The organism is Blastococcus sp. SYSU DS1024, from assembly GCF_054050795.1.
This window is the reverse complement of the sequence record NZ_JBJHAA010000005.1, coordinates 40,163-64,088: the sequence shown is the minus strand read 5'-3', so window position 1 is coordinate 64,088 and position 23,926 is coordinate 40,163. Positions and strand designations below refer to the sequence as shown.

General features: G+C 74.8%; 21 protein-coding genes and 1 riboswitch. Of the genes, 14 read left to right on the top strand and 7 right to left on the bottom strand.

The window, feature by feature from the left end:
* Positions 1-76 precede the first annotated feature (76 nt).
* Complete coding sequence (locus ACI79S_RS06465) at positions 77-1,033, bottom strand: LysR family transcriptional regulator (protein WP_456592614.1); 957 nt, start codon at positions 1,031-1,033, stop codon at positions 77-79.
* 85 nt (positions 1,034-1,118) lie between these two features.
* On the opposite strand from ACI79S_RS06465, the gene ACI79S_RS06460 reads away from it, so the two are divergent.
* The 10 genes from ACI79S_RS06460 (at position 1,119) to ACI79S_RS06415 (ending at position 12,757) form a co-directional block, all read left to right on the top strand.
* Complete coding sequence (locus ACI79S_RS06460) at positions 1,119-2,102, top strand: cyclase family protein (RefSeq protein WP_456592613.1); 984 nt, start codon at positions 1,119-1,121, stop codon at positions 2,100-2,102.
* Positions 2,103-2,120: 18 nt separating this feature from the next.
* Positions 2,121-3,251 carry an FAD-dependent oxidoreductase gene (locus ACI79S_RS06455; protein WP_456592612.1) on the top strand — a complete coding sequence of 377 codons (1,131 nt, stop codon included), beginning with the start codon at positions 2,121-2,123 and terminating at the stop codon, positions 3,249-3,251.
* Between the two features lie 96 nt (positions 3,252-3,347).
* Positions 3,348-4,286: a VOC family protein gene (locus tag ACI79S_RS06450; RefSeq protein WP_456592611.1), complete on the top strand. Its 939-nt coding sequence runs from the start codon at positions 3,348-3,350 to the stop codon at positions 4,284-4,286.
* The gene (locus ACI79S_RS06445; protein WP_456592610.1) at positions 4,286-5,248 is read left to right on the top strand and encodes a fumarylacetoacetate hydrolase family protein; all 963 of its coding nucleotides are present in this window, start codon (positions 4,286-4,288) and stop codon (positions 5,246-5,248) included. Before ACI79S_RS06450 ends, ACI79S_RS06445 begins: the two co-directional genes overlap by 1 nt.
* A complete protein-coding gene (locus ACI79S_RS06440) occupies positions 5,245-5,997 on the top strand; it encodes an SDR family NAD(P)-dependent oxidoreductase (protein ID WP_456592609.1) in 753 nt (250 codons plus the stop codon). Before ACI79S_RS06445 ends, ACI79S_RS06440 begins: the two co-directional genes overlap by 4 nt.
* 22 nt (positions 5,998-6,019) lie before the next feature.
* The gene (locus tag ACI79S_RS06435) at positions 6,020-7,195 is read left to right on the top strand and encodes an alpha/beta hydrolase family protein (RefSeq protein WP_456592608.1); all 1,176 of its coding nucleotides are present in this window, start codon (positions 6,020-6,022) and stop codon (positions 7,193-7,195) included.
* Between the two features lie 91 nt (positions 7,196-7,286).
* The gene (locus ACI79S_RS06430) at positions 7,287-7,757 is read left to right on the top strand and encodes a heme-degrading domain-containing protein (protein WP_456592607.1); all 471 of its coding nucleotides are present in this window, start codon (positions 7,287-7,289) and stop codon (positions 7,755-7,757) included.
* Between the two features lie 99 nt (positions 7,758-7,856).
* Entirely contained in the window at positions 7,857-8,456 is a 600-nt protein-coding gene (locus ACI79S_RS06425; protein WP_456592606.1) for a TetR/AcrR family transcriptional regulator, read from the top strand.
* A 5-nt stretch (positions 8,457-8,461) separates the two neighbouring features.
* Positions 8,462-10,651: an MMPL family transporter gene (locus tag ACI79S_RS06420; RefSeq protein ID WP_456592605.1), complete on the top strand. Its 2,190-nt coding sequence runs from the start codon at positions 8,462-8,464 to the stop codon at positions 10,649-10,651.
* A 279-nt stretch (positions 10,652-10,930) separates the two neighbouring features.
* Positions 10,931-12,757, top strand: coding sequence for a helicase-related protein (locus ACI79S_RS06415; RefSeq protein ID WP_456592604.1), 1,827 nt, complete (start codon positions 10,931-10,933; stop codon positions 12,755-12,757).
* Here ACI79S_RS06415 and ACI79S_RS06410 read toward each other — a convergent pair whose 3' ends face one another.
* Positions 12,758-13,636: a mechanosensitive ion channel family protein gene (locus tag ACI79S_RS06410; protein ID WP_456592603.1), complete on the bottom strand. Its 879-nt coding sequence runs from the start codon at positions 13,634-13,636 to the stop codon at positions 12,758-12,760. It lies immediately after the preceding gene.
* 209 nt (positions 13,637-13,845) lie between these two features.
* Here ACI79S_RS06410 and ACI79S_RS06405 point away from each other — a divergent pair, with 209 nt between their 5' ends.
* From ACI79S_RS06405 to ACI79S_RS06395, 3 genes are all read left to right on the top strand, one after another.
* A complete protein-coding gene (locus tag ACI79S_RS06405) occupies positions 13,846-14,184 on the top strand; it encodes a WhiB family transcriptional regulator (protein ID WP_456592602.1) in 339 nt (112 codons plus the stop codon).
* Positions 14,185-14,227: 43 nt separating this feature from the next.
* Positions 14,228-15,691 carry a protein adenylyltransferase SelO gene (locus ACI79S_RS06400; RefSeq protein ID WP_456592601.1) on the top strand — a complete coding sequence of 488 codons (1,464 nt, stop codon included), beginning with the start codon at positions 14,228-14,230 and terminating at the stop codon, positions 15,689-15,691.
* 69 nt (positions 15,692-15,760) lie between these two features.
* Positions 15,761-15,916, top strand: a complete 156-nt coding sequence (locus ACI79S_RS06395) for a hypothetical protein (protein WP_456592600.1) — start codon at positions 15,761-15,763, stop codon at positions 15,914-15,916.
* Between the two features lie 36 nt (positions 15,917-15,952).
* On the opposite strand, the gene ACI79S_RS06390 is transcribed toward ACI79S_RS06395, so the two are convergent.
* The gene (locus ACI79S_RS06390; RefSeq protein WP_456592599.1) at positions 15,953-17,863 is read right to left on the bottom strand and encodes a protein kinase domain-containing protein; all 1,911 of its coding nucleotides are present in this window, start codon (positions 17,861-17,863) and stop codon (positions 15,953-15,955) included.
* A gap of 233 nt (positions 17,864-18,096) precedes the next feature.
* Here ACI79S_RS06390 and ACI79S_RS06385 point away from each other — a divergent pair, with 233 nt between their 5' ends.
* Positions 18,097-18,843, top strand: coding sequence for an SDR family oxidoreductase (locus ACI79S_RS06385; RefSeq protein WP_456592598.1), 747 nt, complete (start codon positions 18,097-18,099; stop codon positions 18,841-18,843).
* A 22-nt stretch (positions 18,844-18,865) separates the two neighbouring features.
* Here ACI79S_RS06385 and ACI79S_RS06380 read toward each other — a convergent pair whose 3' ends face one another.
* The 4 genes from ACI79S_RS06380 to ACI79S_RS06365 form a co-directional block, all read right to left on the bottom strand.
* Entirely contained in the window at positions 18,866-19,747 is an 882-nt protein-coding gene (locus ACI79S_RS06380) for a hypothetical protein (protein ID WP_456592597.1), read from the bottom strand.
* Between the two features lie 257 nt (positions 19,748-20,004).
* Positions 20,005-20,156, bottom strand: a riboswitch (cyclic di-AMP (ydaO/yuaA leader).
* Between the two features lie 152 nt (positions 20,157-20,308).
* Positions 20,309-21,973 carry a bifunctional 3'-5' exonuclease/DNA polymerase gene (locus ACI79S_RS06375; RefSeq protein ID WP_456592596.1) on the bottom strand — a complete coding sequence of 555 codons (1,665 nt, stop codon included), beginning with the start codon at positions 21,971-21,973 and terminating at the stop codon, positions 20,309-20,311.
* Positions 21,974-21,985: 12 nt separating this feature from the next.
* Entirely contained in the window at positions 21,986-22,564 is a 579-nt protein-coding gene (locus ACI79S_RS06370) for a DNA-directed RNA polymerase subunit alpha C-terminal domain-containing protein (protein ID WP_456592595.1), read from the bottom strand.
* A gap of 48 nt (positions 22,565-22,612) precedes the next feature.
* Positions 22,613-23,842, bottom strand: coding sequence for a saccharopine dehydrogenase family protein (locus ACI79S_RS06365; protein ID WP_456592594.1), 1,230 nt, complete (start codon positions 23,840-23,842; stop codon positions 22,613-22,615).
* Positions 23,843-23,926: the final 84 nt, after the last annotated feature.

Below are 23,926 nucleotides of genomic sequence, written 5' to 3'. Positions count from 1 at the left end.
TCGACGCGAGCTGTCCGTCATCGGTGACGGGCATCACTGCCGCCGAAGTGTCAGGACCGGAGCGATCGAGCGGAAATCACTTCTTCTGCTGCCCTGTATCAGTGCTGTCGATACCCGCCGGGGCCGCCACGGCCAGCTTCGCTGCCCGCACGACGAGGTCACGGAGGTAGGCGTGCTCCGGGTCGTCGTCGAACACCGGGTGCCACCACATCGCCTCGATGAGCGGACCCGCGTCGAAGGGGCACGGCAGCGCGCGGATGCCGATGTTGAGCGGCAGCAGGTCCACCAGCCTGCGCTGCAGCAGGGCGATCCGGTCGCTGCCGGAGACCAGCGCGGGCACGGTCAGGAAGTTCTCGACGACGACCTGGACCCGCGGCTCGATACCCAGCATGCGCATCTGGCGCGCGGCCGGCGTCGACGCCGTCGGCCCGTGGTAGGTGGCCACCCACGGCAGGGTCTCCAGGTCGGACACCGTCAGCCCTGCGTCCGCGACCGGGTTGTCGGCGGCCACCACGCAGACCCACTCGTCGCGGTACAGGTCACGGCGGGAGAGGTCCGTGAGGAAGCCGGGCGGCAGGAAGAGGAGGTCCGCGGAGAGCAGCGCCTGCTCCGCCCGGTCCACGACCGCGGGCGAGTGCGTGCTCAGCCGCAGCCGGGTGTGCGGCGCCTCCTCCGCCAGCAGGCCGGCCACCGTGTCGCCGAGCACCGCGACGACGTAGTCGCTGACCAGCAGCGTGAACTCGCGGGTCGAGGACGCCGGGTCGAACTCCGGCTGCGCGGAGAACACCCGCTCGACGCCGGACAGCGCGATCCGCGCCAGCTCCTTCAGCTGCACGGCCAGCGGCGTCAGGCGATACTCGTTGCCGACACGGGTCAGCAGCTCGTCGTCGAAGTGGCGGCGGAGCCGCGCCAGGGATGCCGAGAGGGCGGGCTGGCTCAGTCCCATCTGCGCCGCGGCCCGCGTGACGCTGCGCTGCTGCAGGAGCGCGTCGAGCGACACGAGCAGGTTCAGGTCCAGGCTCGCGATGTTCACGGGCGCACCGTATCCATCGCGTTGATGACCGTCATCAGGCATTCCGTCTTCCCTCACTCCTGTGGGCTGGCCCACTGTCGAGGACATGCACGAGACCCCTGACCGCCTGGACCGCACCGATCCCGAGGGCGCCATCGCCGCCGCCGTGAAGCGCTGCTCGAACTGGGGTCGGTGGGGCGCCGACGACGTCCTGGGCACGCTGAACTTCCTCGACGAGGCGAAGCGACGCGAAGGTGCGGCCCTGGTCCGCCGGGGGGCGAGCTTCTCGCTGTCGCAGTCCTTCGACGAGGACGGCCCGCAGAAGGGCTGGCGGCGGCGGAACAACCCCGTGCACACGATGACCGACACGGGGGTCGACGCCGAGCGCGGCGTGCAGGGCTTCCCGCACGGCATCGGCGGGGCCGACGACTACATCGTCATGCCGCTGCAGGCCTCCACCCAGTGGGACGGCCTCGGGCACATCTTCGACCACGGCCACGCCTGGAACGGGCGTCGCGCCGGCGACGTCGTGACCAGCCTCGGCGACTCGGTGACCGGCATCGAGACCGTCGCCTCGCTGATCGCCGGCCGCGGCGTGCTGCTCGACGTGGGACGGGCGATCGGCACCGACGGCGAGCTGCCCGACGGCTTCGCGATCACCGCCGAGCACTTGGAGGCCACCATCGCGGCGCAGGGCGAGTCGTCCCGCGTCGGCCGGGGTGACCTCCTCGTGGTGCGCACCGGGCGGCTGACCCGTGCGCGTCGGGAGGGCTGGGGTGACTACGCCGGCGGTGCCGCCCCGGGCCTGTCCTTCACCACCGCCGACTGGCTGCACGCCAGCGAGATCGCCGGGATCGCCACCGATACCTGGGGCTTCGAGGTCCGGCCCAACGAGTTCGACGTCGCCTTCCAGCCGCTGCACCAGGTCGCCATCCCGAACATGGGCCTGTTCATCGGCGAGATGTGGGACCTCGACGCGCTCGCCGCCGACTGCGCCGAGGACGGCCGGTACGACTTCTGGCTCACCGCGGCCCCCCTGCGCGTGACCGGCGCCGTCGGCGCCCCCGTGAACCCGATCGCCGTCAAGTAGACCGAGGTTGGAGACCCCATGCCTGCCGTGAACAACGTCCTCGTCGTCGGAGCCGGGTTGGCCGGCGCGGCGACCGCCATCCACCTGGCCCGGGCCGGTGTGGCCGTGGACCTCCTCGAGATCAAGCCGGACATCGCCGCCATCGGCTCCGGGATCACGCTGCAGGGCAACGCCCTGCGCGAGCTGCGTTCCCTGGGGGTCTGGGACCAGGTCCAGGCCGCGGGCTACGCCTTCGAGGTCACCGGCATCCGTGCCCCGGACCCGCACGGCACGGTGGTGGCCGAGATCCCCGACGCCAAGACCGGGGGCCCGGACCTGCCCGCCGCCATGGGCATGCCCCGTCCCGAGCTGGCACGCATCCTGTGCGAGCGGGCCACCGAGGTCGGCGTGAAGCTGCGGTACGGCACGACCCACACCGGGCTCGCCCAGGACGAGGCCGGCGTCGACGTCACCTTCGCCGACCACTCGACCGGCCGGTACGACCTGGTCGTGGGCGCCGACGGGGTCCGCTCCTGGACGCGCCGAGCACTGGGCGTCAACCTGGAGACGACGTCGGTCGGCATGGGCATCTGGCGCGCCTTCGGGCCCCGCCCGGCCAGCGTCACCCGCACCGACCTCTACTACGGCGGCCCCTCCTACATCGCCGGGTACTGCCCCACCGGTGACGACTCGCTCTACGCCTACATCGTCGAGGACGCCCAGGACCGCAGCGCCCTCTCCCCCGACGAGCAGCTGGCCACCATGAAGCAGCTGTCGCAGGCCTACCACGGCCCGTGGGACGAGATCCGCGAGACGCTCACCGACCCGTCCCGGGTGAACTACACCTGGTTCGAGACGCACGTCCTCGACGAGCCGTGGAACCGCGGCCGGGTCGTGCTCATCGGCGACGCCGCCCACACCTGCCCGCCCACCATCGCCCAGGGCGGCGCCATGGCCCTGGAGGACGCCGTCGTCCTCGCCGAGCTGCTCGTCGAGCGGGACGCCCTCGACCAGGACCTCTGGGACGCCTTCACGGCCCGCCGCTTCGACCGCGCGAAGACCGTCGTCGACGCCTCCAACCAGCTCGCCCGGTGGCAGCTCGACCACGTCCAGGGCGACATCCCGGGCCTGATGCGCTCCATCGCCATGCTCACCAGCCAGCCCGCATAAGCCACCTCCACCCGGGCGAGATCTGCACAGTCGCCCGTCCGGAGCCCCTGATGAGGGCGAGTGTGCAGATCTCGCCCGCAAATTCGGAGAGACACCATGACCCAGCGACTGATCACCCACCTGCGCCACGTCGACCTCGCCGTGCCGGACTTCGCCAAGCAGCTCGACTTCTACTCCGGCACCTGGGGCCTCACGACCGAGCACACCGACTCCGGGCTGGCCTTCCTGGCCGCCGAGGGGTCGCCGGAGCAGTACATCGTGCGGCTGCGCGAGGCGGCCGACAAGCGGATCGACCTGATCTCGTTCGGCGCGGCGAACGCCGCCGACGTCGACACCCTGGCCGGGCAGCTCGCCCGCGACGGCGTCCGGCTCGTGACCGAGCCGGGCACGCTGCAGACCCCCGGGGGTGGCTACGGCTTCCGGTTCTTCGACAACGAGGGCCGCACGATCGAGATCAGCTCCGACGTCGGGGTGCGGCAGCACCGCGCGATCGAGGAGGGCGAGTCGATCCCGGTGCGCCTCTCGCACGTCGTCCTCAACTCCGCCGACCCCGAGGGGACGGTCGCCTTCTACGACAAGCACCTCGGCTTCTCGCTGTCGGACACGCTGATGCACCCGCGCATGGGCAACATGATGTGGTTCCTGCGCACCAACGCCTGGCACCACAGCATGGCCGTGGCCCGCGGCCCGCACGCCTCGCTGCACCACGCCTCGTTCGAGATGCGCGGCGTCGACGAGTACATGCGCGGCACCGGTCGCCTGCTGCGCGCCGGCGTCGAGAAGATCTGGGGCCCCGGCCGGCACCTGGCCGGCAACAACACCTTCAGCTACTTCCTGGACCCGCACGGCAACACCGTCGAGTACACGACCGAGCTGGAGACCCTCGACGAGGACACCTGGCACCCGCACCTCTACGACATCAGCAACCCGGAGGTCAGCGACCAGTGGGGCACGGCGAACGCGATGAACGAGTTCGTCGCGCAGAAGTCGTTCAACGACCCGGACAAGGGTCTCTTCGTGGCTCCCCCGGTCTGATGCGGTTCGCCACCTGGGAGGCGGAAGGCCGCGTGCAGGCCGGCGTGGTGGACACCGCCGGCCTGCACGCCCTTCCCGACGGTCTCAGCGTCCTCGACCTCGTCCGCGCGGGGCTACCGGCCGCGCTCGAGGCGGGCGCCGCCGCGCTGGACGGGCCGGCCGTGCCGGTCGGCTCCGTCCGGCTGCTGCCGCCGCTGGCCGCACCGACGGTCCGGGACTTCGTCGCGTTCGAGGAGCACGTCGAGGGGATGGTGGCACCGAGCGGCGAGGCCGTCCCGCCGGAGTGGTACCAGGCGCCGACGTTCTACTTCACCAACCCGTACGCGCTCGTCGGCGCCTTCGACGACGTCCCGGTGCCCCCGGGGTCGAAGCGCTTCGACTTCGAGCTCGAGGTCGCCGTGGTGGTCGGCCGCGACGGCGCCTCGCTCACCCCGGAACAGGCCCGCGAGCACGTCTTCGGGTACACGATCTTCAACGACTGGTCGGCCCGCGACCTCCAGTTCCGGGAGATGGCGGTCAAGCTCGGCCCGGCCAAGGGCAAGGACTCCGCGACGACGCTCGGCCCCTGGCTGGTGACCGCCGACGAGCTCGAGCCCTACCGGGACGACGACGGCTTCCTCGCGCTGGACGTGCGCGTCTCGGTGAACGACGTCCAGGTCGGTCAGGACCTGCTGTCGAACATGGGCTGGCCCTTCGAGGAGCTGATCTCCTACGCCTCCCGTGGCACCGAGGTCCGCGCCGGCGACGTGCTCGGCTCGGGCACCTGCGGCAACGGTGGCTGCCTGGCCGAGCTGTGGGGCACCCGCGGCGAGGCCGCTCCCCCGCCGCTGCGGCCCGGCGACGTCGTCGAGATGACCGTCGAGGGGCTGGGCACGATCCGCAACCGCGTCGTCGAGGGCGTGGACCTGCCCCCCGTCGCCCCGGCCCGGCCGCGACCACGGACGCGCAAGCGGGTGCCGTGAGGGTCGCCGGGAAGGTCGTCGTCGTCACGGGAGCCGGCCAGGGCCAGGGGGCGGCCGCGGCCCGGCTGCTGGCCGCCGCGGGCGCGACCGTGCTGGCTCTCGACCTCGGGGAGGCGCCCACCGAGGCCCTCCCCGGGGTCGAGTACCACCGGCTCGACGTCACCGACGCGGACGGCTGGACGGCGCTCGCTGCCGACCTCCGCGCACGCTTCGGCCGCGTGGACGGGCTGGTCGCCAACGCCGGCGTCACCTGGCGGGCCCGGCTGGCCGACCTCGACCCGGCCGACCTGGCGCGGGTGTCGGAGGTCAACGTGACCGGCACCCTGCTGGGCATCCAGGCGCTCACCCCGCTGATGACCGCGGGCGGCTCGGTCGTCGTCGTCGGCTCCGTGGCCGCGCTGACCGGTCACTTCCCGGTCGCGTACACGGCGAGCAAGTGGGCGCTGCGCGGACTGGCGAAGGCCGCGTGCCTGGAGCTCGGGCCGCGGGGCATCCGGGTCAACACCGTGCACCCCGGCTACATCGAGACGCCGATGACCGCCTCCGCAGCGCGGGCCTTCCGCGACGCCAACGTCGCCGAGACCCCGCTCGGGCGCACCGGAACCGTCGACGAGGTGGCGCCGCTCGTCGCCTTCCTCCTCAGCGACGAGGCCTCCTTCATCTCCGGCGCGGAGATCCCCGTCGACGGCGGGATGTCCGCCCACGGCGGCGTGAAGTCGATCAGCGACGCCGTCCGCACCGCCTCCTGAACACCTGCGAGAGGAACCACCCGTGTTCGAGTACTTCCCCACCGGCCCCTACACCTGGAACCTCAGCGTCGTCGCGACGCTGAACTCCGGCGGGCTGATCGACGAGGTCGACCGCGCCTGCCGGCCGATCAAGGACGCCGCGAACGCCGGCGAGGACGCCGGGACACCCGACTTCCTGCGCGCCTGGCGGGCGCTGACCGACCAGCTCGTCGACCAGGCCGAGGCGGCGGAGAAGGCCGGGCACGTCCGCACCGCCGGGCAGCTGTGGTTCCGCGCCAGCAATTACCTGGCGCAGGCCGAGCGGATGCTGGCGCACTCCGACCCGAACCGCGTGCCCACCTACCGGCGGATGCTCGAGCTGGCGCAGAAGGCCTTCGACACGCACAGCCCCCGCGTCTCCCGCGTCGAGATCCCCTACGAGGGCACCACGCTGCCGGCCTACTTCAGCCAGGCACCGGCCACCGACGACGGCCCCGCTCCGGTGGTCGTGCTGGTCAACGGGCTGGACTCCACCAAGGAGCACATGTACGCCTCCAACCACTGGGAGGAGCTCGCCGCCCGCGGCATCTCCTGCCTGATGCTCGACCAGCCGGGCACCGGCGAAGCGCTGCGGCTGCAGGGCCTGACCGCCCGCATCGACACCGAGGTCTGGGCCGGCGCGGCGGTCGACTGGCTGGAGGACCGCGACGACGTCGACGCCTCCCGGATCGGCATCGTCGGCTGGTCGCTGGGCGGCTACTACGCCCCCCGCGCCGCGGCGTTCGAGAAGCGGTTCGCGCTCTGCGTCGCCTGGGGCGCCAACCACGACTGGGGTGCGGTGCAGCGCCGCCGCAGGGAGCGCGAGGGCGAGCGCCCGGTCCCGCACTACTGGGAGCACGTGCTCTGGGTGTGGGGGCAGGAGGGCGACGAGAAGGACCTCGACGGGTTCCTCGACTTCGCCGACGCCGTGAACCTCGAGGGCGTCGTCGAGCAGATCACCGTGCCGTTCCTGATCGCGCACGGCGCCAACGACCGGCAGATCCCGCTGGAGATGGCGCACCGCTCCTACGACCAGGCGGTCAACTCCCCGAAGCGGGAGCTGCGCGTGTTCACGCCCGAGGAGGGCGCGACCGAGCACATCGGCCTGGACCACCTCCCCTACGTCAGCACGTTCATCGCCGACTGGGTGGCCGACACGTTCGCCGAACTGCGCCGCTGATCCCCGCGCCGCCCGCCGGATCCCCGTGAGCCTCGCGCGCGAAGGCTCACGGGGTCGCCCGGCGGGACGCGTCGGCGGGTAGGAAGGACCCATGACGCAGCCCTTCCCCACCGTCGCCGAGCTCGCCGCGGAGGAGCAGAACCTCCAGCTCACCTCGTTCACCAACGAGGACGCCTGGGTGCTCGGCTGCGCGCTGGTGGCCGCCGCGCGGCGCGATGCCGCCCCCGTCGCCATCGAGATCACCCGCAACGGCCACCGGCTCTTCTCGGTCGCGCTGCCCGGGGCCACCCCCGACAACGCCCACTGGATCGAGCGGAAGTCGCGGGTGGTGCACCGGTTCGGGCACAGCTCGCTGTACGTCCGGCAGGCCAGCATCGAGCGCGGCACCACCTTCGAGTCGGAGTTCGGGCTGGACCCGCAGCTCTACGCCGCGCACGGCGGCGCCTTCCCGCTGCTGGTGCGGGACGTCGGCCCGGTGGGTGTCGTCGCGGTCTCCGGGCTCCCCCAGCTGGAGGACCACCGGATGGTCACCTCGGTCCTGGGCGAGCACCCGGGGCGCTGACACCGGACCCGGTCCTCCGACGGCCGGCGTGACGGACACCACCGACCGAAGTGGTCGGTAGACCTACCGATCCGGTCGGTCGCGCGTAACCTGCTTTCCGTGGCGCGACCGTTCCGGCAGCAGGTGGACGGGGGCATCCTCGACCACGCCGCCGCCCTCTTCGCGCGGCGCGGCTTCGCCAAGACGTCGGTCCAGGACGTCGCTGCCGCCGTCGGGTTGTCCAAGGCCGGGCTGCTCCACCACTTCCCCAGCAAGGAAGCGCTGCACGCGGCCGTGCTGGCCCAGGCCGGCGCCCTCGGCCAGCGGGTGCTCGACCAGGTGGTCGACCTGCCGCCCGGCCCGGCGCGCGACCGGCTGGCGCTGGACGCGCTCGTCGACATCGCTCTGGCCCACCCCGGGCTGGTCGCGCTGCTCCTCGCCCCGCTGACCCAGGCGGGCGCCGAGGACACCGGGCCCGAGGTCGAGAACGCCGTGGCGGCGGCCCTGGAGGCCTTCGGTGTCGCCCCCGGCGCGCTCGAGACCGAGCGGGCCATCCGGGTCGTCGGCGCGCTCACCGCGCTCGCGGTGCTCACCCTGGCGGCGCGGCAGCAGGACGGCACCACCACGTGGCGGCCCCTCATCGTCGCCACCTGCTTCGACGCGCTCGGCCACCACGGGGCCGGCGCCGCTCTTCCCGCTACCGACCAGGTGGAGGCCTGATCCTCATGGCTGTCTTGCTGTCCCGGCTCGGTGCGTTCGCGCACCGGCGCCGTCTCCCGGTGATCCTGGTCTGGCTGGTGGTGCTCGTCGCCGGCGGGGCCGGCGCCGCAACGCTCGCCGGCGAGACGTCGAGCTCCTTCTCCATCCCCGGGCAGGAGTCGACCAACGCCCTGGAGCGGATCGGCGAGGAGTTCGGCGCCGGCGCCGAGGGCGCCACCGCCCGCGTGGTGGTGCAGGCGCCCGAGGGCGAGACCCTCACCACGCCGGAGAACGCGCCGGTCGTGGGCGAGCTCGTCGCCGAGCTCGCCGAGCTGCCCGGCGTGGTCAACGCCACGAACCCGCTGGACCCGGCGGCGCCGGCGGTCAACCAGCAGCAGACCACCGCCTACAGCACCGTCACCTACGACGCGGCGCCTGGTGAGGTCACACCCGCGCAGCAGGAGGCGCTGCTCGAGGCGGTCGACGGGGCACGGGAGGGCGGGTTCACCGTCGAGGTCTCCGGTGAGGCCACCCAGGAGGCGCCGCACGTCGGCGGCCCGGCGGAGGCCATCGGCGTCGTCGTGGCGCTGGTCGTCCTCGCCGTCACCTACGGCTCGCTCGTCCTCGCCGGCCTCAACCTGCTGACCGCCCTCGTGGGCGTCGGCATCGGTGTCCTGGGCATCACCATCGCCACCGGGTTCACCGACCTCTCCTCGACCACGCCGACGCTCGCCGCCATGCTCGGGCTGGCGGTCGGCATCGACTACGCGCTGTTCATCGTCAGCCGCCACCGGCAGGAGCTGCGGTCCGGCGCCGACGTGGGCACAGCGATCGCAACCGCCGTGGGCACCGCCGGCTCCGCGGTGGTGACCGCGGGGTTGACCGTCGTCATCGCGCTGACCGGTCTGGCCGTCGTCGGCATCCCGTTCCTCACGCAGATGGGCGTGGCGGCGGCGCTGACCATCGTTGTCGCCGTCCTGGTCGCGCTGACCCTGGTGCCGGCCGCGCTGAGCTACCTCGGGTACCGCGCGCTGCCGCGCGCGCAGCGGGCGACCGCGCAGGGGGCCGCCGGGGGCGTCGCGACGTCGCACCGGCGGGGGCTGCTCGCCGGGTGGGCGGACACCGTGACCCGCCACCGCATCCCCTCGCTGCTGCTCGCGATCGTCGTGCTGGGCGCCATCGCCGTGCCGTTCTTCTCGATGCAGACCACGCTGGTGCAGACGCCCCCCGCCGACAGCACCCAGGCGCGCGCCCAGCAGCTGCTCGCCGACGGTTTCGGCGAGGGCTTCAACGGGCCGATCACCGTGCTGTTCGAGGGCGCCGGGGCCGTGGAGCAGGCCGCACAGGTCAGCGGCACGATCTCCGGGCTCGACGACGTCGCCCTCGTGACGCCGCCGGTGCCGAACGCCGACGGCAGCGCCGCCCTGCTCACCGTCATCCCCGAGTCCGGCCCCACCGACCCGGCGACCGAGCAGCTCGTGGCCGACCTGCGTGCCGAGCTCGCCGATCTCGAGGGCGTGCAGGCGTCGGTCACCGGGCAGACGGCGGTCAGCGTGGACGTCGCGCGGAGCCTCGACGAAGCCCTGCCGGTGTACCTGGCGCTCGTCGTCGGCCTGGCGCTGGTGCTGCTCGTGCTGGTGTTCCGCTCGCTGCTGGTGCCGCTGGTCGGCGTGCTCGGTTTCGTGCTGACCATCGGCGCCTCGCTCGGCGCCACCGTGGCGGTGTTCCAGTGGGGCTGGCTCGCCGACGCGGTCAACCTCGACACCACCGGGCCGCTGATCAGCCTGACGCCGATCCTGGTGATCGGCATCCTGTTCGGGCTGGCGATGGACTACCAGATCTTCCTGGTGTCCCGGATGCACGAGGCGCACGCCCACGGCGTGGCACCCCTGCAGGCGATCCGCACCGGGTTCCGCCAGGCCGCCCCGGTGGTCGTCGCCGCCGCGCTGATCATGTTCTCGGTCTTCGCCGGGTTCGTGCCGGCGGGCGAGGCGACGATCAAGTCGATCGCGTTCGCCCTGGCCGCGGGCATCCTGTTCGACGCCTTCGTCGTCCGCATGGTGCTCGTCCCCGCCGCGCTGGCGCTGCTGGGCGAGCGGGCCTGGTGGCTGCCGCGCTGGCTGCAGTGGCTGCCGGTGCTCGACGTCGAGGGCTCCGCGCTGGAGAAGTCGGCGCCCCCGCGGGACCGGGAGCCGGTCGGCACAGCCTCCCACTGAGCCGCACCGTCCCCCGCCGAACGGCCCGCCTGCCCCGCGCAGGCGGGCCGATGGCACACCTACCGGCCCGACGGCACCGAGATCCTCCTCCTCCCCACCTCGCCGGAGAACCCGAACGCGCACGAACCGGCTGACCGGGCGCCGGACGAGGCGTTCGTGCTGGGGACGAACCCGCTACCGACCCCGCGGGCATGGATCGGTGACCCTCGGTGTTGGCTCTGGCGACGACGCGACTCGGCAGAGGCGCGCACCTGCCCCCGAGCACCTCGAGGATCACGCTTGCCCGAGCACCACCCCCAGCCCGCGCCCGCCCGCCGGCGGAACCGTTCCGCCACCCGCCCGGCCGCCGCCCGCGGCACCGACCGCGCCGCACGCGAGACCGACCGCGCCGCCGCGCGCGAGGAGCAGCGAGCCCAGCAGAGCTGGGTGGAAGGCGCCGCACCCGAGCTTCCCGCCCGCGCCACCCGGCCGGAGGAGGTCGTCTTCCACCTCGGCCCGACCAACTCCGGCAAGACCTACGAATCCCTCCAGGCGCTGGCCGCCACCGGCTCCGGCGTCTACGCCGCGCCGCTCCGCCAGCTCGCCCACGAGGCCTACGCCAAGCTCTCGGCCCAGCTGCCCGAGGGCACCGTGGGCCTCTCGACGGGCGAGGAGGAGATCGACCCCAACGCGGCGATCGTCTGCTGCACCGTCGAGAAGGCCCCCGACCGCGGCGAGATGCTGGTGCTCGACGAGGCGCACTGGGTCACCGACCCCGACCGCGGCCACCACTGGGCGCGGCTCCTGCTCACCGGCGAGTACCGCGAGATGCACCTGATCTCCGCCGCCGAGGCCTACCTGGTGCTCAAGCCGCTGGTCTCCGACGCCGAGCACGTCGAGGTCATCAACCACAAGCGGCTCTCCCGGCTGGACGTGCTCCGCGCGCCGGTGCGACCGGCGAACGTGCGGCCGCAGACCCTCGTCGTCGCCTTCTCCCGCAAGGCCGTCTACGCCGTCGCCGCCGAGCTCGACCAGCACCGGCCCGGCAAGGTGGGCGTCCTCTACGGCGCGCTCCCCCCGGCCACCCGGCGCGAGGTCATCGAGCGGTTCACCAGCGGCGAGCTCGACGTGCTGGTCACGACCGACGTCATCGGCCACGGCATCAACGTGCCGGCCACCACCGTGCTCTTCGCCGAGACCACCAAGTTCGACGGCCAGGAGATGCGGCCGCTGCGCACCTGGGAGGCCGCCCAGATCGCCGGGCGGGCCGGGCGCTACGGCCTGACCGGGCACGGTGCCGTCGGCATCCTCATCGGGGTCAGCGGCCTCAAGCCCGTGGCGTCGCTGGTCGGCGCCGGCGCCGCCGTGGCACGCGGTGACGAGATGAGCGACCTGCCCAAGCGCGCGCCCCGGCTGCGGCCGGAGCTCGAGGATCTCGGCGCCTTCGAGGCGGTCGACCTCCCCGAGGCGCTGACCCGGTGGATGGCGTGGGCCCGGGCGGCCACGCGCGACGAGGCGATGACCGCCGACGACGTCACCAGCCTCGTCCTCCGGGTGCACGCCCTGCTGCCGCTCCTCCGCGGTCCGCTGGGCGCGGCCGGCGACCTGAACACCGTCTGGCGGCTGGTCAACCTCGCCATCGACTACAACCCGCCGCGGCGCACCCGCTGGCTGGTGCTCGCCAAGGCGGCGCTGCAGCACGCCGTGGGGCTGCCCGTCCCGCCGGAGACGGTGCTGCCGGACGTCCCCCGTGGCGGCACCGTCGAGGAGTACGAGCAGGCCGCGGCGGCGGCCCGGGACGCCCAGACCCTGCTCCGCCAGTTCCCCGGCGTCGCCGGCCTGGACAGCGAGGACGCCGCGTGGGTCGAGGAGGAGTGCGCCGAGATGATCACCGAGCTGCTCCCCGACGCCATCGCCCTGGGCCGGTCCGGGAAGTGCGTGGAGTGCGGCAGCGCGATCGCACCCTGGTTCACCACGTGCCGGCCCTGCAGCGCCCCCGCCGGCCGCGGCGGCGGCGAGCGGGACCGCCGTCCGAGCACGGGCGGCCGCCGGACCGCTGGTCGCGCGGCCGGCCGCACGCTCGGTGGGCGGCAGGGCGGCCCCCGGGGCAGGACCCGCCGGAGCTGATCAGCCGGGCCGTCCGCTCCCCTCCCCGGCCCGCTCCCCCGCACCGGTGCCCTCGGGGAACCACAGCACCCGCTGCGGGAAGGGGATGGAGATCCCGGCCGCGTCCAGCGCCGCCTTGAGCGAGATGGCGACGGCGCTGCGCACCCGCCAGCGGCTGGCGATGTCGGCCGGGTGCCAGTAGCGGACGGCGACGTTGATCGAGGAGTCCGCGAACTCCTCCACCCAGACCTCCGGCGGCGGGCTGGGCTGTACCTCGTCGGTGTCACGGCACGCCTGGAGCAGCACCTGCTGGGCCCGCTCGAGGTCGGCGTCGTAGGGCAGCCCCACGGTGAGCGAGGTGCGGCTCACCGGGGTCTGGGTGTAGTTGACGATCGGGTTCTTCAGCACCTCGGCGTTGGGCAGGTACACGACCAGCCCGTCGTAGGTGCGCAGGACCGTCGTCCGGAGGTTGACGTCGTCGACCACGCCCTCGTGGTCACCGCTGCCGATCTGGTCCCCCACGCGGAAGGGGTGCCGGACCTGCAGCAGCACCCCGGCGATGAAGTTCTGCAGGATGTCCTGGGCGGCGAAGGCGATCGCGATACCGCCCACGCCGAGTGCCCCCAGCAGCGGGCCGATCTGCACACCGATGAGACCCAGCGCGTAGACGGCGCCCACCGCGGCGATGACGACGCTGGCGAACCGGCCGACGACGCGGCCGATGTGCCGGTTGCCCTCGCGGTCGATCGCACGGACCATCACCCGGCGGACGGCGGCGGCGAGGACGATCCCGAGGACGAGCGCCACCAGGGCCTGCGTGGCCTCCTGCCACGTGATCGCGTCCGAGACGAGTTCGTCCTCGGCCGCCAGGAGTGGGTTCAGGAGATGCGGTCCGGCCACCCCCGGAGGCTAGGCAGCGCCCGCGGATCCCGCTGCCCGACACCGGCCGGTGACGGCGGGAGCACACAACTGGCCAAACGGACGAGACGGTTTCGTACGGATTCTGCCAGTGCCGACGCGACACCTTCTCCGTAACGTCACAGGCAGCAAGCAGGCCGTACCGGTCCGTCACCCCGCCTGCCCCCACACCACCGTCCGAGGAGCTTCCCGTGCCTTCCTTCTCCCGCCCCGTCCTGACCCTGGTCCCCGGTTCCGCCACCGAGCACCTCGCGCCGATCGACGACGCCCCGGCCTGGCCGGCCCTGACGGAGGCCGACGACGCGTGGCGGCTCGACGCGCTCTGCGCCGAGACCGACCCGGAGGCGTTCTTCCCCGAGAAGGGCGGCTCGACCCGGGACGCCAAGCGGGTGTGCACCGGATGCCCGGTGCGGGCCGAGTGCCTGGAGTTCGCGCTGGCCAACGACGAGCGCTTCGGCATCTGGGGCGGCCTCTCCGAGCGGGAGCGCCGCCGGGTGCGCCTGCAGCGCCGGGACACCATCAGCGCCTGATCGTCCCCGGCCGTTCCCCGGCAACCCTCGTACCCTCGGAGGAATGACCTCCGCGCCGGCACGCACCGTTGCCCTGGACGACCGCTTCGCGCGAGACTTCCCGGAGCTGGCGGTCCCCTGGCGGGCCGAGGAGGCTCCCGACCCGCGGCTGCTGGTGCTCAACGAGCCACTGGCCGCGGAGCTGGGCCTGGACGTCGCGACGCTGCGCAGCCCGGACGGTGTCCGGCTGCTGGTCGGCACCCTGGTCCCCGACGGCGCCACCCCGGTGGCGCAGGGCTACGCCGGCCACCAGTTCGGCGGGTTCACCCCGCGCCTGGGTGACGGGCGCGCGCTCCTGCTGGGTGAGCTCACCGGCCCTGGCGGGGCGCTGCGCGACCTGCACCTGAAGGGCTCCGGCCGCACACCGTTCGCCCGCGGCGGCGACGGCCTGGCCGCGGTGGGCCCGATGCTGCGCGAGTACGTGGTCAGCGAAGCGATGCACGCCCTCGGCATCCCGACGACGCGCGCCCTGGCCGTGGTGGCGACGGGCCGCCCGGTGCGCCGCGAGACCCTGCTCCCCGGCGCGGTGCTCGCCCGCGTCGCGAGCAGCCACCTGCGGGTGGGCACCTTCCAGTACGCCACCGTCCTCGGCGACGTCGAGCTGCTGCGCCGCCTCGCCGACCACGCCATCGCCCGCCACCACCCGGCGGCCGCCGGTGCCGACCACCCCCACCTCGCCCTTTTCGACGCGGTGGTCGCCGCCCAGGCCGAGCTGGTCGCCCGGTGGATGCTGGTCGGCTTCGTGCACGGCGTGATGAACACCGACAACACGACCATCTCGGGCGAGACCATCGACTACGGCCCGTGCGCCTTCCTCGACGCCTACGACCCGGCCACGGTCTACAGCTCCATCGACCACAGCGGGCGCTACGCCTACGGCAACCAGCCCGCGGCCGCCCAGTGGAACCTCGCCCGCCTGGCCGAGGCGCTCCTCCCGTTGCTGTCCGACGACCAGGAGCAGGCCGTCGCCCTCGCCGTCGAGTCGCTGGGCCGCTTCGCCCCGCGGTACGAGGCCGCCTGGACCGCCGGGATGCGCGCGAAGCTGGGCCTGCCCGACGGCGTCGAGGACGCCCTCGTGCGGCAGGTGGCCGAGGAGCTGCTGACCCTGCTCGCCCGGGACCACGTCGACCTCACGGCGTTCTTCCGCGGGCTGGGGTCGGCGGCGCGGGGGGACGTCGAGCGCGTCCGACTGCTCTTCCTCGACCTCGCCGGCATCGACGACTGGCTGGGGCGCTGGCGGGCGCTCGCCCCCGACGCCACGACCATGGACGGCGTCAACCCGGCGTACATCCCGCGCAACCACCTCGTCGAGGAGGCCCTGGACGCGGCGACCGGCGGGGATCTGGCACCGCTGGAGCGGCTCCTGTCCGTGGTGACCGCCCCCTTCGACGAGCGCCCGGGACTGGAGCGCTACGCCGCGCCCGCCCCGCAGGACTTCGGCGCCTACCGCACCTTCTGCGGGACCTGAGCCGCAGGACCTGAGCCCCGGCACCGCTCGCGGCGGGTTCGTCCCGGCCGCACCGGGTAGTCGCGATCCGTGCCACGAGAGATGGACCCCCGGGACCCGGACACCCTGTACGCCGAGGGGCCGGTGGCCCCCGAGCCCCCCGAGGACGACGTCCCCGACACCTCTCCCCTGCGCGACTCCGGCGGCACCGGTCCCGGGCCGGACGACCTCGACCGGCTGCTCTGACGGCCGGCTGCCCGGTCGGTGCCGGGCGACGCCGGGTCAGATGCGGGCGGCGGGCGCCACCTCGTCGTCGTCCCGCTCCGGCGCGTCGTCGTCCTCCTCCGGAGCGTCGGTCTGCTCACCGGCGTCGTCGTCGTCCTCCGGGGCGGCGGTCTGCTCACCGGCGTCCTCGTCGTCCTCCTCCGGGGCGGCGGTCTGCTCACCGTCGTCGCCGTCGTCCTCCGGCGGAGTGGTCGGCTCGGTCGTGCCGCCGTCACCCTCCGGCGGAGTGGTCGGCTCGGTCGTGCCGCCGTCACCCTCCGGCGGGCTGGTCGGCTCGGTCGTGCCGCCGTCACCCTCCGGCGGGCTGGTCGGCTCGGTCGTGCCGCCGTCACCCTCCGGCGGGCTGGTCGGCTCGGTCGTGCCGCCGCCACCCTCGGGCGGTGTGCTCGGCCCGGCGATGACCTCTCCGTTCCGCGGCGGGGTGCTCGGCTCGGGGGCGTCCCCGCCTGGTGACGTCGCGCCCCTCGCCGGACCCGTGCTCTCCTCTGCCGGGCCGCGGGATGCCGGGGCGCTCCGCACCGGTTCCTCGGCGACCGTCACCTCCGGGGCGGGCGCCACGGGCTCGGGGCGCCCCACCGGGATGGCGCCCCCACCGGTCGACGGCGGCAGCTCCGGCTCCGTCACACCTGGCCGGACCGCGACGCCGAGACGCACCTGGTCACCGGGGAGCAGCATGCCGGCGGCCGGCTCGAGGCGGGTCACCGTCCCCGGGGCCTGCTCCGCCGTCACGTCCTCCTCCTGCCGCACCGTCAGCCCCAGCGCGCCGAGCTCCGCGGCCACCTCGGCGGCCGGGCGGCCGAGGTACTCCTCGACGGCCAGCACGACACCCGCGGCTGCCGACGGGGTCGAGACGGCGCCGGCGGACCGGCCGGCGCCCGCGTCCGGATCCGGGATGACCCACAGGGCGCCGCCCCCGAGCAGGAGGAACGCCGCCAGCGGCGTCGCGACGGCCAGGGCCGGGCGACGGCCGGCCCGCCCCGGCGCCGCCCGGGTGCCCCGGGACGACGGGCGCGCCGCCCGCACCGGGCGCGTGACCAGCGGCCTTCGACGCGGCGCCGTCCCCGCCGGTCGGAGGATCGCCTCCTCGACGGCCGACAGGAAGGCGCCGCCGTCCCGCGGGCGCTGCGCCGGGTCCTTGACCAGGGCGGCGTCGATCAGGGCGCGCACGCCGGACGGCAGCGCGGCGGGGAGAGGTTCGGGGTGCTCCTGCACCTGTTTGAGCGCGACCGTGACCGGGTTGTCGCCGTCGAAGGCCGCGTGGCCGGTCAGGGACTCGTAGCCGACCAGGCCGAGGGCGTAGACGTCGCTGGCAGGGCTGACGTGCTCACCCCGCGCCTGCTCGGGCGACATGTACTGAGCGGTGCCGACGACCTGCCCGGTGCCCGTGATCGGCGCGCTCCCCGCCGACCACGAGATCCCGAAGTCGGTCAGCTTCACCGTGCCGTCCGGGCCGAGCAGGATGTTGGCCGGCTTGACGTCACGGTGGACCACGCCGGCGCGATGGGCCTCGGCCAGCCCGGCCGCCGCCTGCCGCAGCAGCGAGAGCGCGGCGGCGGTGTCCAGCGACCCCACCTCGGCCAGCCGGGCCGACAGCGGGGGGCCCTCCACGAGCTCCATCACCAGGTAGGCGAGCCGCTCGCCGGTGTCCTCGGCGGTGGTCTCCCCGTAGTCGAGGACCGCGGCGATGTTGGGGTGGCTCAGCGCCGCCGCGTGCCGGGCCTCGGAGCGGAAGCGGGCCACGAACACCGGGTCGTCGGCGTACTCGCTGCGCAGCACCTTGACCGCCACGGACCGGTGGAGCTGCAGGTCGCGCGCCCGCCACACCTCGCCCATCCCGCCGACGGCGATGAGTTCCTGCAGCTGGTAGCGGCCGTCCAGGCACCGTCGACTGGTTCCGGCCGTCGTCACTCCCGAATCCCCTCGTGTCGGTGCCGCGTGGTCGCGCCCGCGCGTCCCGTGCTCGTGCGTCCTCCCGGTGTGCCCGTCCGGAGGCCCGCTGAACCCCGATGGAGCCCACGAGGTGGAACCCGGTGGGTGCCACCGGGCGCCGGCGGTGCCGGTCACGCTCCCCCTGCGGGGCTCTCGTACCGTGCGTGCCGGCCGGCCGCAGGGGCTCGCCGCACCGATCGACAGGAGCACCCATGAGCACCGGCGTCGTCCTCATCACCGGCGCGAGTTCCGGCCTCGGCGAGGAGATGGCCCGGCAGTTCGCCGCCCGCGGCCACGACCTGGCGCTCTGCGCCCGGCGCACCGATCGGCTGGACGCCCTCGCCGCGGAGATCCGGTCGGCCACCGGCCGGCGGGTGGAGACCGCGGCGCTCGACGTCACCGACGCCGACGCCGTGCCCAGGGTCTTCGCCGCGTTCGCCGCGGCGTTCGGGGCGATCGACCGGGTGGTGGTGAACGCCGGCCTGGGCAAGGGCGCCCCCCTGGGCACCGGACGGGCCGACGCCAACCGCGAGACCGCGATGACGAACTTCGTCGGCGCGCTGGCGCAGTCGGAGGCGGCGCTGGAGATCTTCCGCCGCCAGGGCCGCGGTCACCTCGTGCTGATCTCCTCGATGTCGGCGCTGCGCGGCATGCGCCGGTCGATGACCACCTACGCCGCCACCAAGGCCGGGGTCGCGTCCCTCGCCGAGGGGCTGCGGGCGGAGCGGGTCCCCGGCCTGGACGTGTCGGTGATCTACCCGGGCTACATCCGGTCGGAGATGAACCAGCACGTGCAGCAGCGGACCCGGTTCATGGTGGACACCCCGACCGGCGTCCGCGCCATGGTGGCCGCCATCGAGGCCCGGCGGACCACGGCCTACGTGCCCGCGTGGCCCTGGGTGCCGCTCGGGCTGGCCATGCGGGTGCTGCCGCTGTCCGTGGTCCGCCGGCTCACCTAGGAACCGCCGCGGGACGGCGTGGTCAGTTGTAGTTCACGTGCACGTGGTCGAAGTGGTTGGCCGTCGCGCTGCCCCGGTTCTCCATGGCCTGCCACGACCCGCCCGCGGACGAGAGCATCCGCTGCTGCCAGATCAGGTAGTCCACGCCCAGCTCGGCCCAGTGGGCGCGGTGGTAGGCGACGATCGCGTCCCCGAGGGCGGCGTCGGACATCACCATGTAGTCCAGCGCGAGGCCCGAGGGGTGCCCGCCCGGGTCGGCGGCGCTGGCCCGGGTGCCGCCGAGGGTGATCCCCGCGGCGCCGGGGACGTTGCTGATCACGGCGTCCGCCGCGGTCTGGACCTGCGGCTTGACGCTGCCGGCGGTGTTGGAGATCCGGGCGACCGCCGTCGCCGCCACGGAGGCGGCGGCGGTCGCGGCGGCCCGGGCCTGCTGCTGCGTGGGCGTCGCCGCGGCGGGCGCTGCGGCCGCCTGCTCCGCGGCCGCGGCCTCCTCCGCCGCCTTCGCCTCGGCCGCCTCGGCCTCGGCGCGGGCGGCGGCCTCCGCCTCGGCCTGCTGCCGGTCGAGCTCGGCCTGGTCGGCCGCGGCCTGGGCCTCCTGGGCCGCGATCTGCTCGGCCTCGCGGCTGCTGCGGCTGGCCGCCAGGTCCTGCAACGGGGCGAGGTCCTCGGCGACGTCGACCGGCCCGGAACGCGAGGTCAGCCCCAGCTCCTGGGCGACGCTCACCGACTGCGGGGTGCCGGCCTCGGCCTGGGCGCCCGGGTCCACGCCGACGAGGGTGTTGACCAGGAGGGCGCCGGCGGCGGCCACCCCGAGGTAGAGCGCGGGACGGCGGAGGCCCGAGGGCGGGCGACGGCGGAGGGCGAGCGGGCCACGACGGCCCGAGGTGGTGGTGCGGGGATCCATGGGTGCGGGTGCTCCGGGGGTGCGGCGGGGTCGGCCGGGCGAGGCGGACCGCGAGGGATGCGGGCTGCGGACCGGCGCCGGGTCGCGGGGCCACCGGGCACCGGCGGCTCGGCCGGTGCGGTTCATCGGTGGCGGTGGGCGACCGGCGGGACGCCGGGTGCGCGTGCGGTCAGGTCCGGGGACGCCCCTGGAGGCGGCGGTGCCGGCGGGCGCGTGGTGGTGCGGCAGTGCAGGGGCGCGCCATGCGGCGGCTCTCCGTTTCTTCCGTCGTGCCGCCTACCGGGTTAGCTGACGGATTCGGGCTCAGAAGTTGCCCTACCCGCACCAGGACGTGCCCGGCGCGCGATTCACCCCAGAACTTCGGTGGGTCCCCGGCTCACCCCGAAGGGCAACTCGGCGGCGCCCGGCAGACCTCCCCGGATGGGGAGAGAACGATCGGTCGGGCTCCGCCACGGTAACCGTCGTTATGCAGTCGTGACAATGCGGAAGCGGCCACTTCCGCAGATCGTGACGCGTGTCGCGGCAGCTCGCCGGCCCCTTCGGTGGTGTAGGGCGGGCCGTTCAGCCCGCGTCGGCCCAGGACCGGACGACGGCGACGTCGAGCGGGAAGTCCACCGGGAAGGCGCCGAACAGCAGCCGCCCGGCCGTGGTGGCCGCGGCGCGCACCGCCTCGGCCACGGCGTCGGCCAGGTGCTCGGGGGTGTGCACGACGACCTCGTCGTGCAGGAAGAAGGCCAGGTGCGCCCGGGTCTCCAGCGGCCCGTCGCCGCCCAGCCGCCAGAGCCGGTTGCGGAGGTCGGCCAGCCAGCACATCGCCCACTCCGCTCCGGTGCCCTGGACGACGAAGTTGCGGGTGAACCGGCCCCAGGCGCGGCGGGCGCGGTCGCGGTCCTCCCGGGACCCGGCCTGATCCGCGGCCTCGCCGAGCCCGTCCGCCCGCTGCGCCCACGCCCCGGTGGGCGACGGCGACCCCCGGCCCAGCAGGGTGTGCACCACCTCGCCGCGCTCGCCGGCCCGGGCGGACTCCTCGACCAGGCCGATGGCGCGCGGGTAGCGGCGGGCGAGCCGGGGCATCATGCGACCGCTCTCCCCGCGCGTGCCGCCGTACATGGCGCCGAGGATGCCCAGCTTCGCCTCCGTCCGGGTCGCCACTGCACCACCGGCGACCATGCCCGCGTAGAGGTCCGAGGCCCGCGCCGCCTCGGCCATCGCGGTGTCCGCGCTCATCCCGGCGAGCACCCGGGGCTCCAGCTGGGCCACGTCGGCGACGACGAACCGCCAGCCGTCGTCCGCGACCGCCGCGGGGCGGATGAGCGTGGGCACCGAGAGCGCACCCCCGCCGTGGGACGCCCACCGACCCGTGACCACCCCGCCCGGCAGGAAGGCCGAGCGGAACCGCCCCGCCTGCACCCAGGTCTCCAGCCAGCTCCAGCCGTTCGCCGTGAGCAGCCGCATCAGCTTCTTGTACTCGAGCAGCGGGGGGACGCACGGGTGGTCGAGCTGCTCGAGGGTCCACGAGCGGGTGTCGGCCACCGGGAGACCGGCCTGCTGGAGGGCCCGCAGCAGCTCGGCCGGCGAATCGGGGTTGAGCGACGGGGTGCCCAGCGCCGCGCGGATCTCGCCCAGCAGCCGCTCGAGCACCGCGGGGCGCCCACCGCTTCCCGGGCGCGGGCCGAGCAGGTCGGTGAGCAGGCGCTCGTGCACGTCCGCCCGCCACGGCAGGCCGGTGTGCGTCATCTCGGCGGCCACCAGGGCGCCGGCGGACTCCGCCGCGAGCAGCAGCGCGAGCCGGTCGCCGTGCGGGGAGGCGGCCAGGGCCGCCTGCTGGCGCCGCTGCTCGGCCACCGGGTCGAGCAGGTCGGCCGGGTCGGCCAGCGGGAAGAGGGCGGACTCCGGCGGCGGGCCGGGCTGCAGCGCGTCCCACCCGTGGGTGTCGTCCCCCGTGAGCAGCTCCTGGGCCGCGAACGGGGACCGTCGCAGGATCGCGTGCCCGAGCCGCAGGTCGGTGCAGCGCTCGACGCGGACCCCCGCCGCCAGCAGCGCGGGGTACCAGCGGGTGGTGTCGTCCCACACCCAGCGGACGGGTGCGGCAGCGGCCTCCCGCTGCGCCACGACGGCGGGCAGTCCCCCGGCCGGGACGCGAGTGACCGACCCCGTCGACCCGTCGTCGGCGAGCTCGGTGATCTCCACCGCGGACTCCCGGCGGCGGAGCAGGACCCGCTGCACGTGCGGTCGGCCCTACCGGGCGGACGGGCCGCCCCGGCCGAGCAACCGGTGCAGGCAGCGCGCCGGGGCACCGAGGACGGCCCGGGCCACGTGCACGCCCAGCCGCAGCAGGTCGGCGTAGTCGGGCGGGCGGACGGTGGCACCCGCCCCGGCCCGGCCGGGTGACGGCCGGTCGGCGGCCGGCCCCCGGGCCTCGTCGACCGGCGGGGCCGGCGCCTGGGCCTCGGTGAGGAGCAGGTCGACCGCCGACCGGCGTCGCGGGCCCCGGAGCGAGTCGAACGACGGGATGGCCGGCGCCACCGGACCGTCGTCCTCGGACGGCTCGTCACCGCCCGGCCGCCCACCGGTCGGCCGGCTGCCCACCGCCGCGCCGGCGCCCGGCAGCTCGGCCGGCGGCTCCGGGACGACGGCGCGGATCGCCGCGACCAGGCCCGGTCCGAGGCCGGCGACGGCGCCGAGCTCCCTCCGGGTGAGCGCGGCGAGCGCCTCGACGTCGGTGATCCCCGCCCGGGTCAGCGCGCTGACGGCCCGCGTCGGCAGACCCAGGTCACGGATCGTCCCGGCGCGCTGTCCCGCTGAGCTGGTCGGCATGTCGGTCAACCCTAGCGATGCCGGCTCGCGGTCGCGCCGGCAGCACGGTCAGACCTCGGTCACCTCGTAGGTGTGCCCCGCCGCGCGCAGCCGCTCCACGAGCACCTCCCCCAGCGCCGTCGCCGGCGTCAGCGAACCGGCCCGGTCGGGCAGCCGCTCCCCGTCGAGGGCGAGCGCCAGCGCCGCCTCGCCGAGCATGACGGCGGTGGCGGCGTAGCCCGGGTCGCCACTGCCCGCCGCGGTCGCGCGGTAGCGGCGGCCGCCCTCGGTGGTGGCGTCGACCACCATCCGGAACCAGCCCTTCCGCCGGACGGACTCGCTCGGCCCGCTGCCCGGCGCGGGCAGCACCCGGTCCAGCAGCGCGCGGGTGGGCGCCAGGCTCATGGCGGACACGGTGGCGACCAGCCCGGCGGAGACACCGGCCGCTGCCACGGCACCGAACGGCCCGCGCCCCACCCCCATGACCTCGCCGTAGCGCAGGTCGCGCCCGTACGCCCAGCCCTGGAGCGCGTTGCTTCGCCGCACGATGCGGGTGTTGAACGGCGCCATGACGAAGGCGGCCGTCCATCGCCCGTCGTCGGTCCGGCTCGGCAGCGCGCCGTCGGGGGGCTGCGGGGTGTCGGGCTCGGCAGCCCGGTCCGGGCTCAGCGCGAACGGGTCGCCGACGACGCGACGCAGCAACGGGTCCTCCTGCATCGCCTCCACCTGGGCCCGCATCGAGTCGATCGTGCCGCCGCTGAACCCACCCCGGGCCGTGGCGACCAGCTGGACGTCGCGGAGGCCTCCTGCACCGTCGGCGGCGGCCCGCCGTCCCAGCAGGAGGACGCTGAGGTCGGACGGGATGGAGTCGTAGCCGCAGGCGTGGACGAGGCGGGCGCCGGTCTCCTTCGCGGCGGCGTCGCATCGCTCGATGGCGTCACGGACGAACAGGACCTCACCGGTCAGGTCGGCGTAGTGCGTGCCGGCCCGCGCGCAGGCCTCCACCACCGGCAGCCCGTACCGGGCGTAGGGGCCGACCGTGGTGACCAGCACCCGGGTGGCGCAGGCGAGCGCGTCCAGCGACGCGGGATCGGTGGAGTCGGCCTCCTCCAGCGGCCAGTCGCGGCCGGCGGCCGGCAGCGCGTCGCGGACCTCCTCCAGGCGCCGCCGGGAGCGTCCGGCCAGCGCGATGCGGGTCTCCTGCGGTGCGTGCTCGGCCAGGTAGGCCGCGAGCAGCCGCCCGACGAAGCCGGTGGCCCCGTAGACGACCAGGTCATAGGTCCGTCCCTCATCTGCCATGCCGCCATCCTGACCTGCCCGGGGAGCACCGGCAGCCCGCGCTCCCCCGGGGCGCCACCTCACGGGGAGGTCACGGGATGGCAC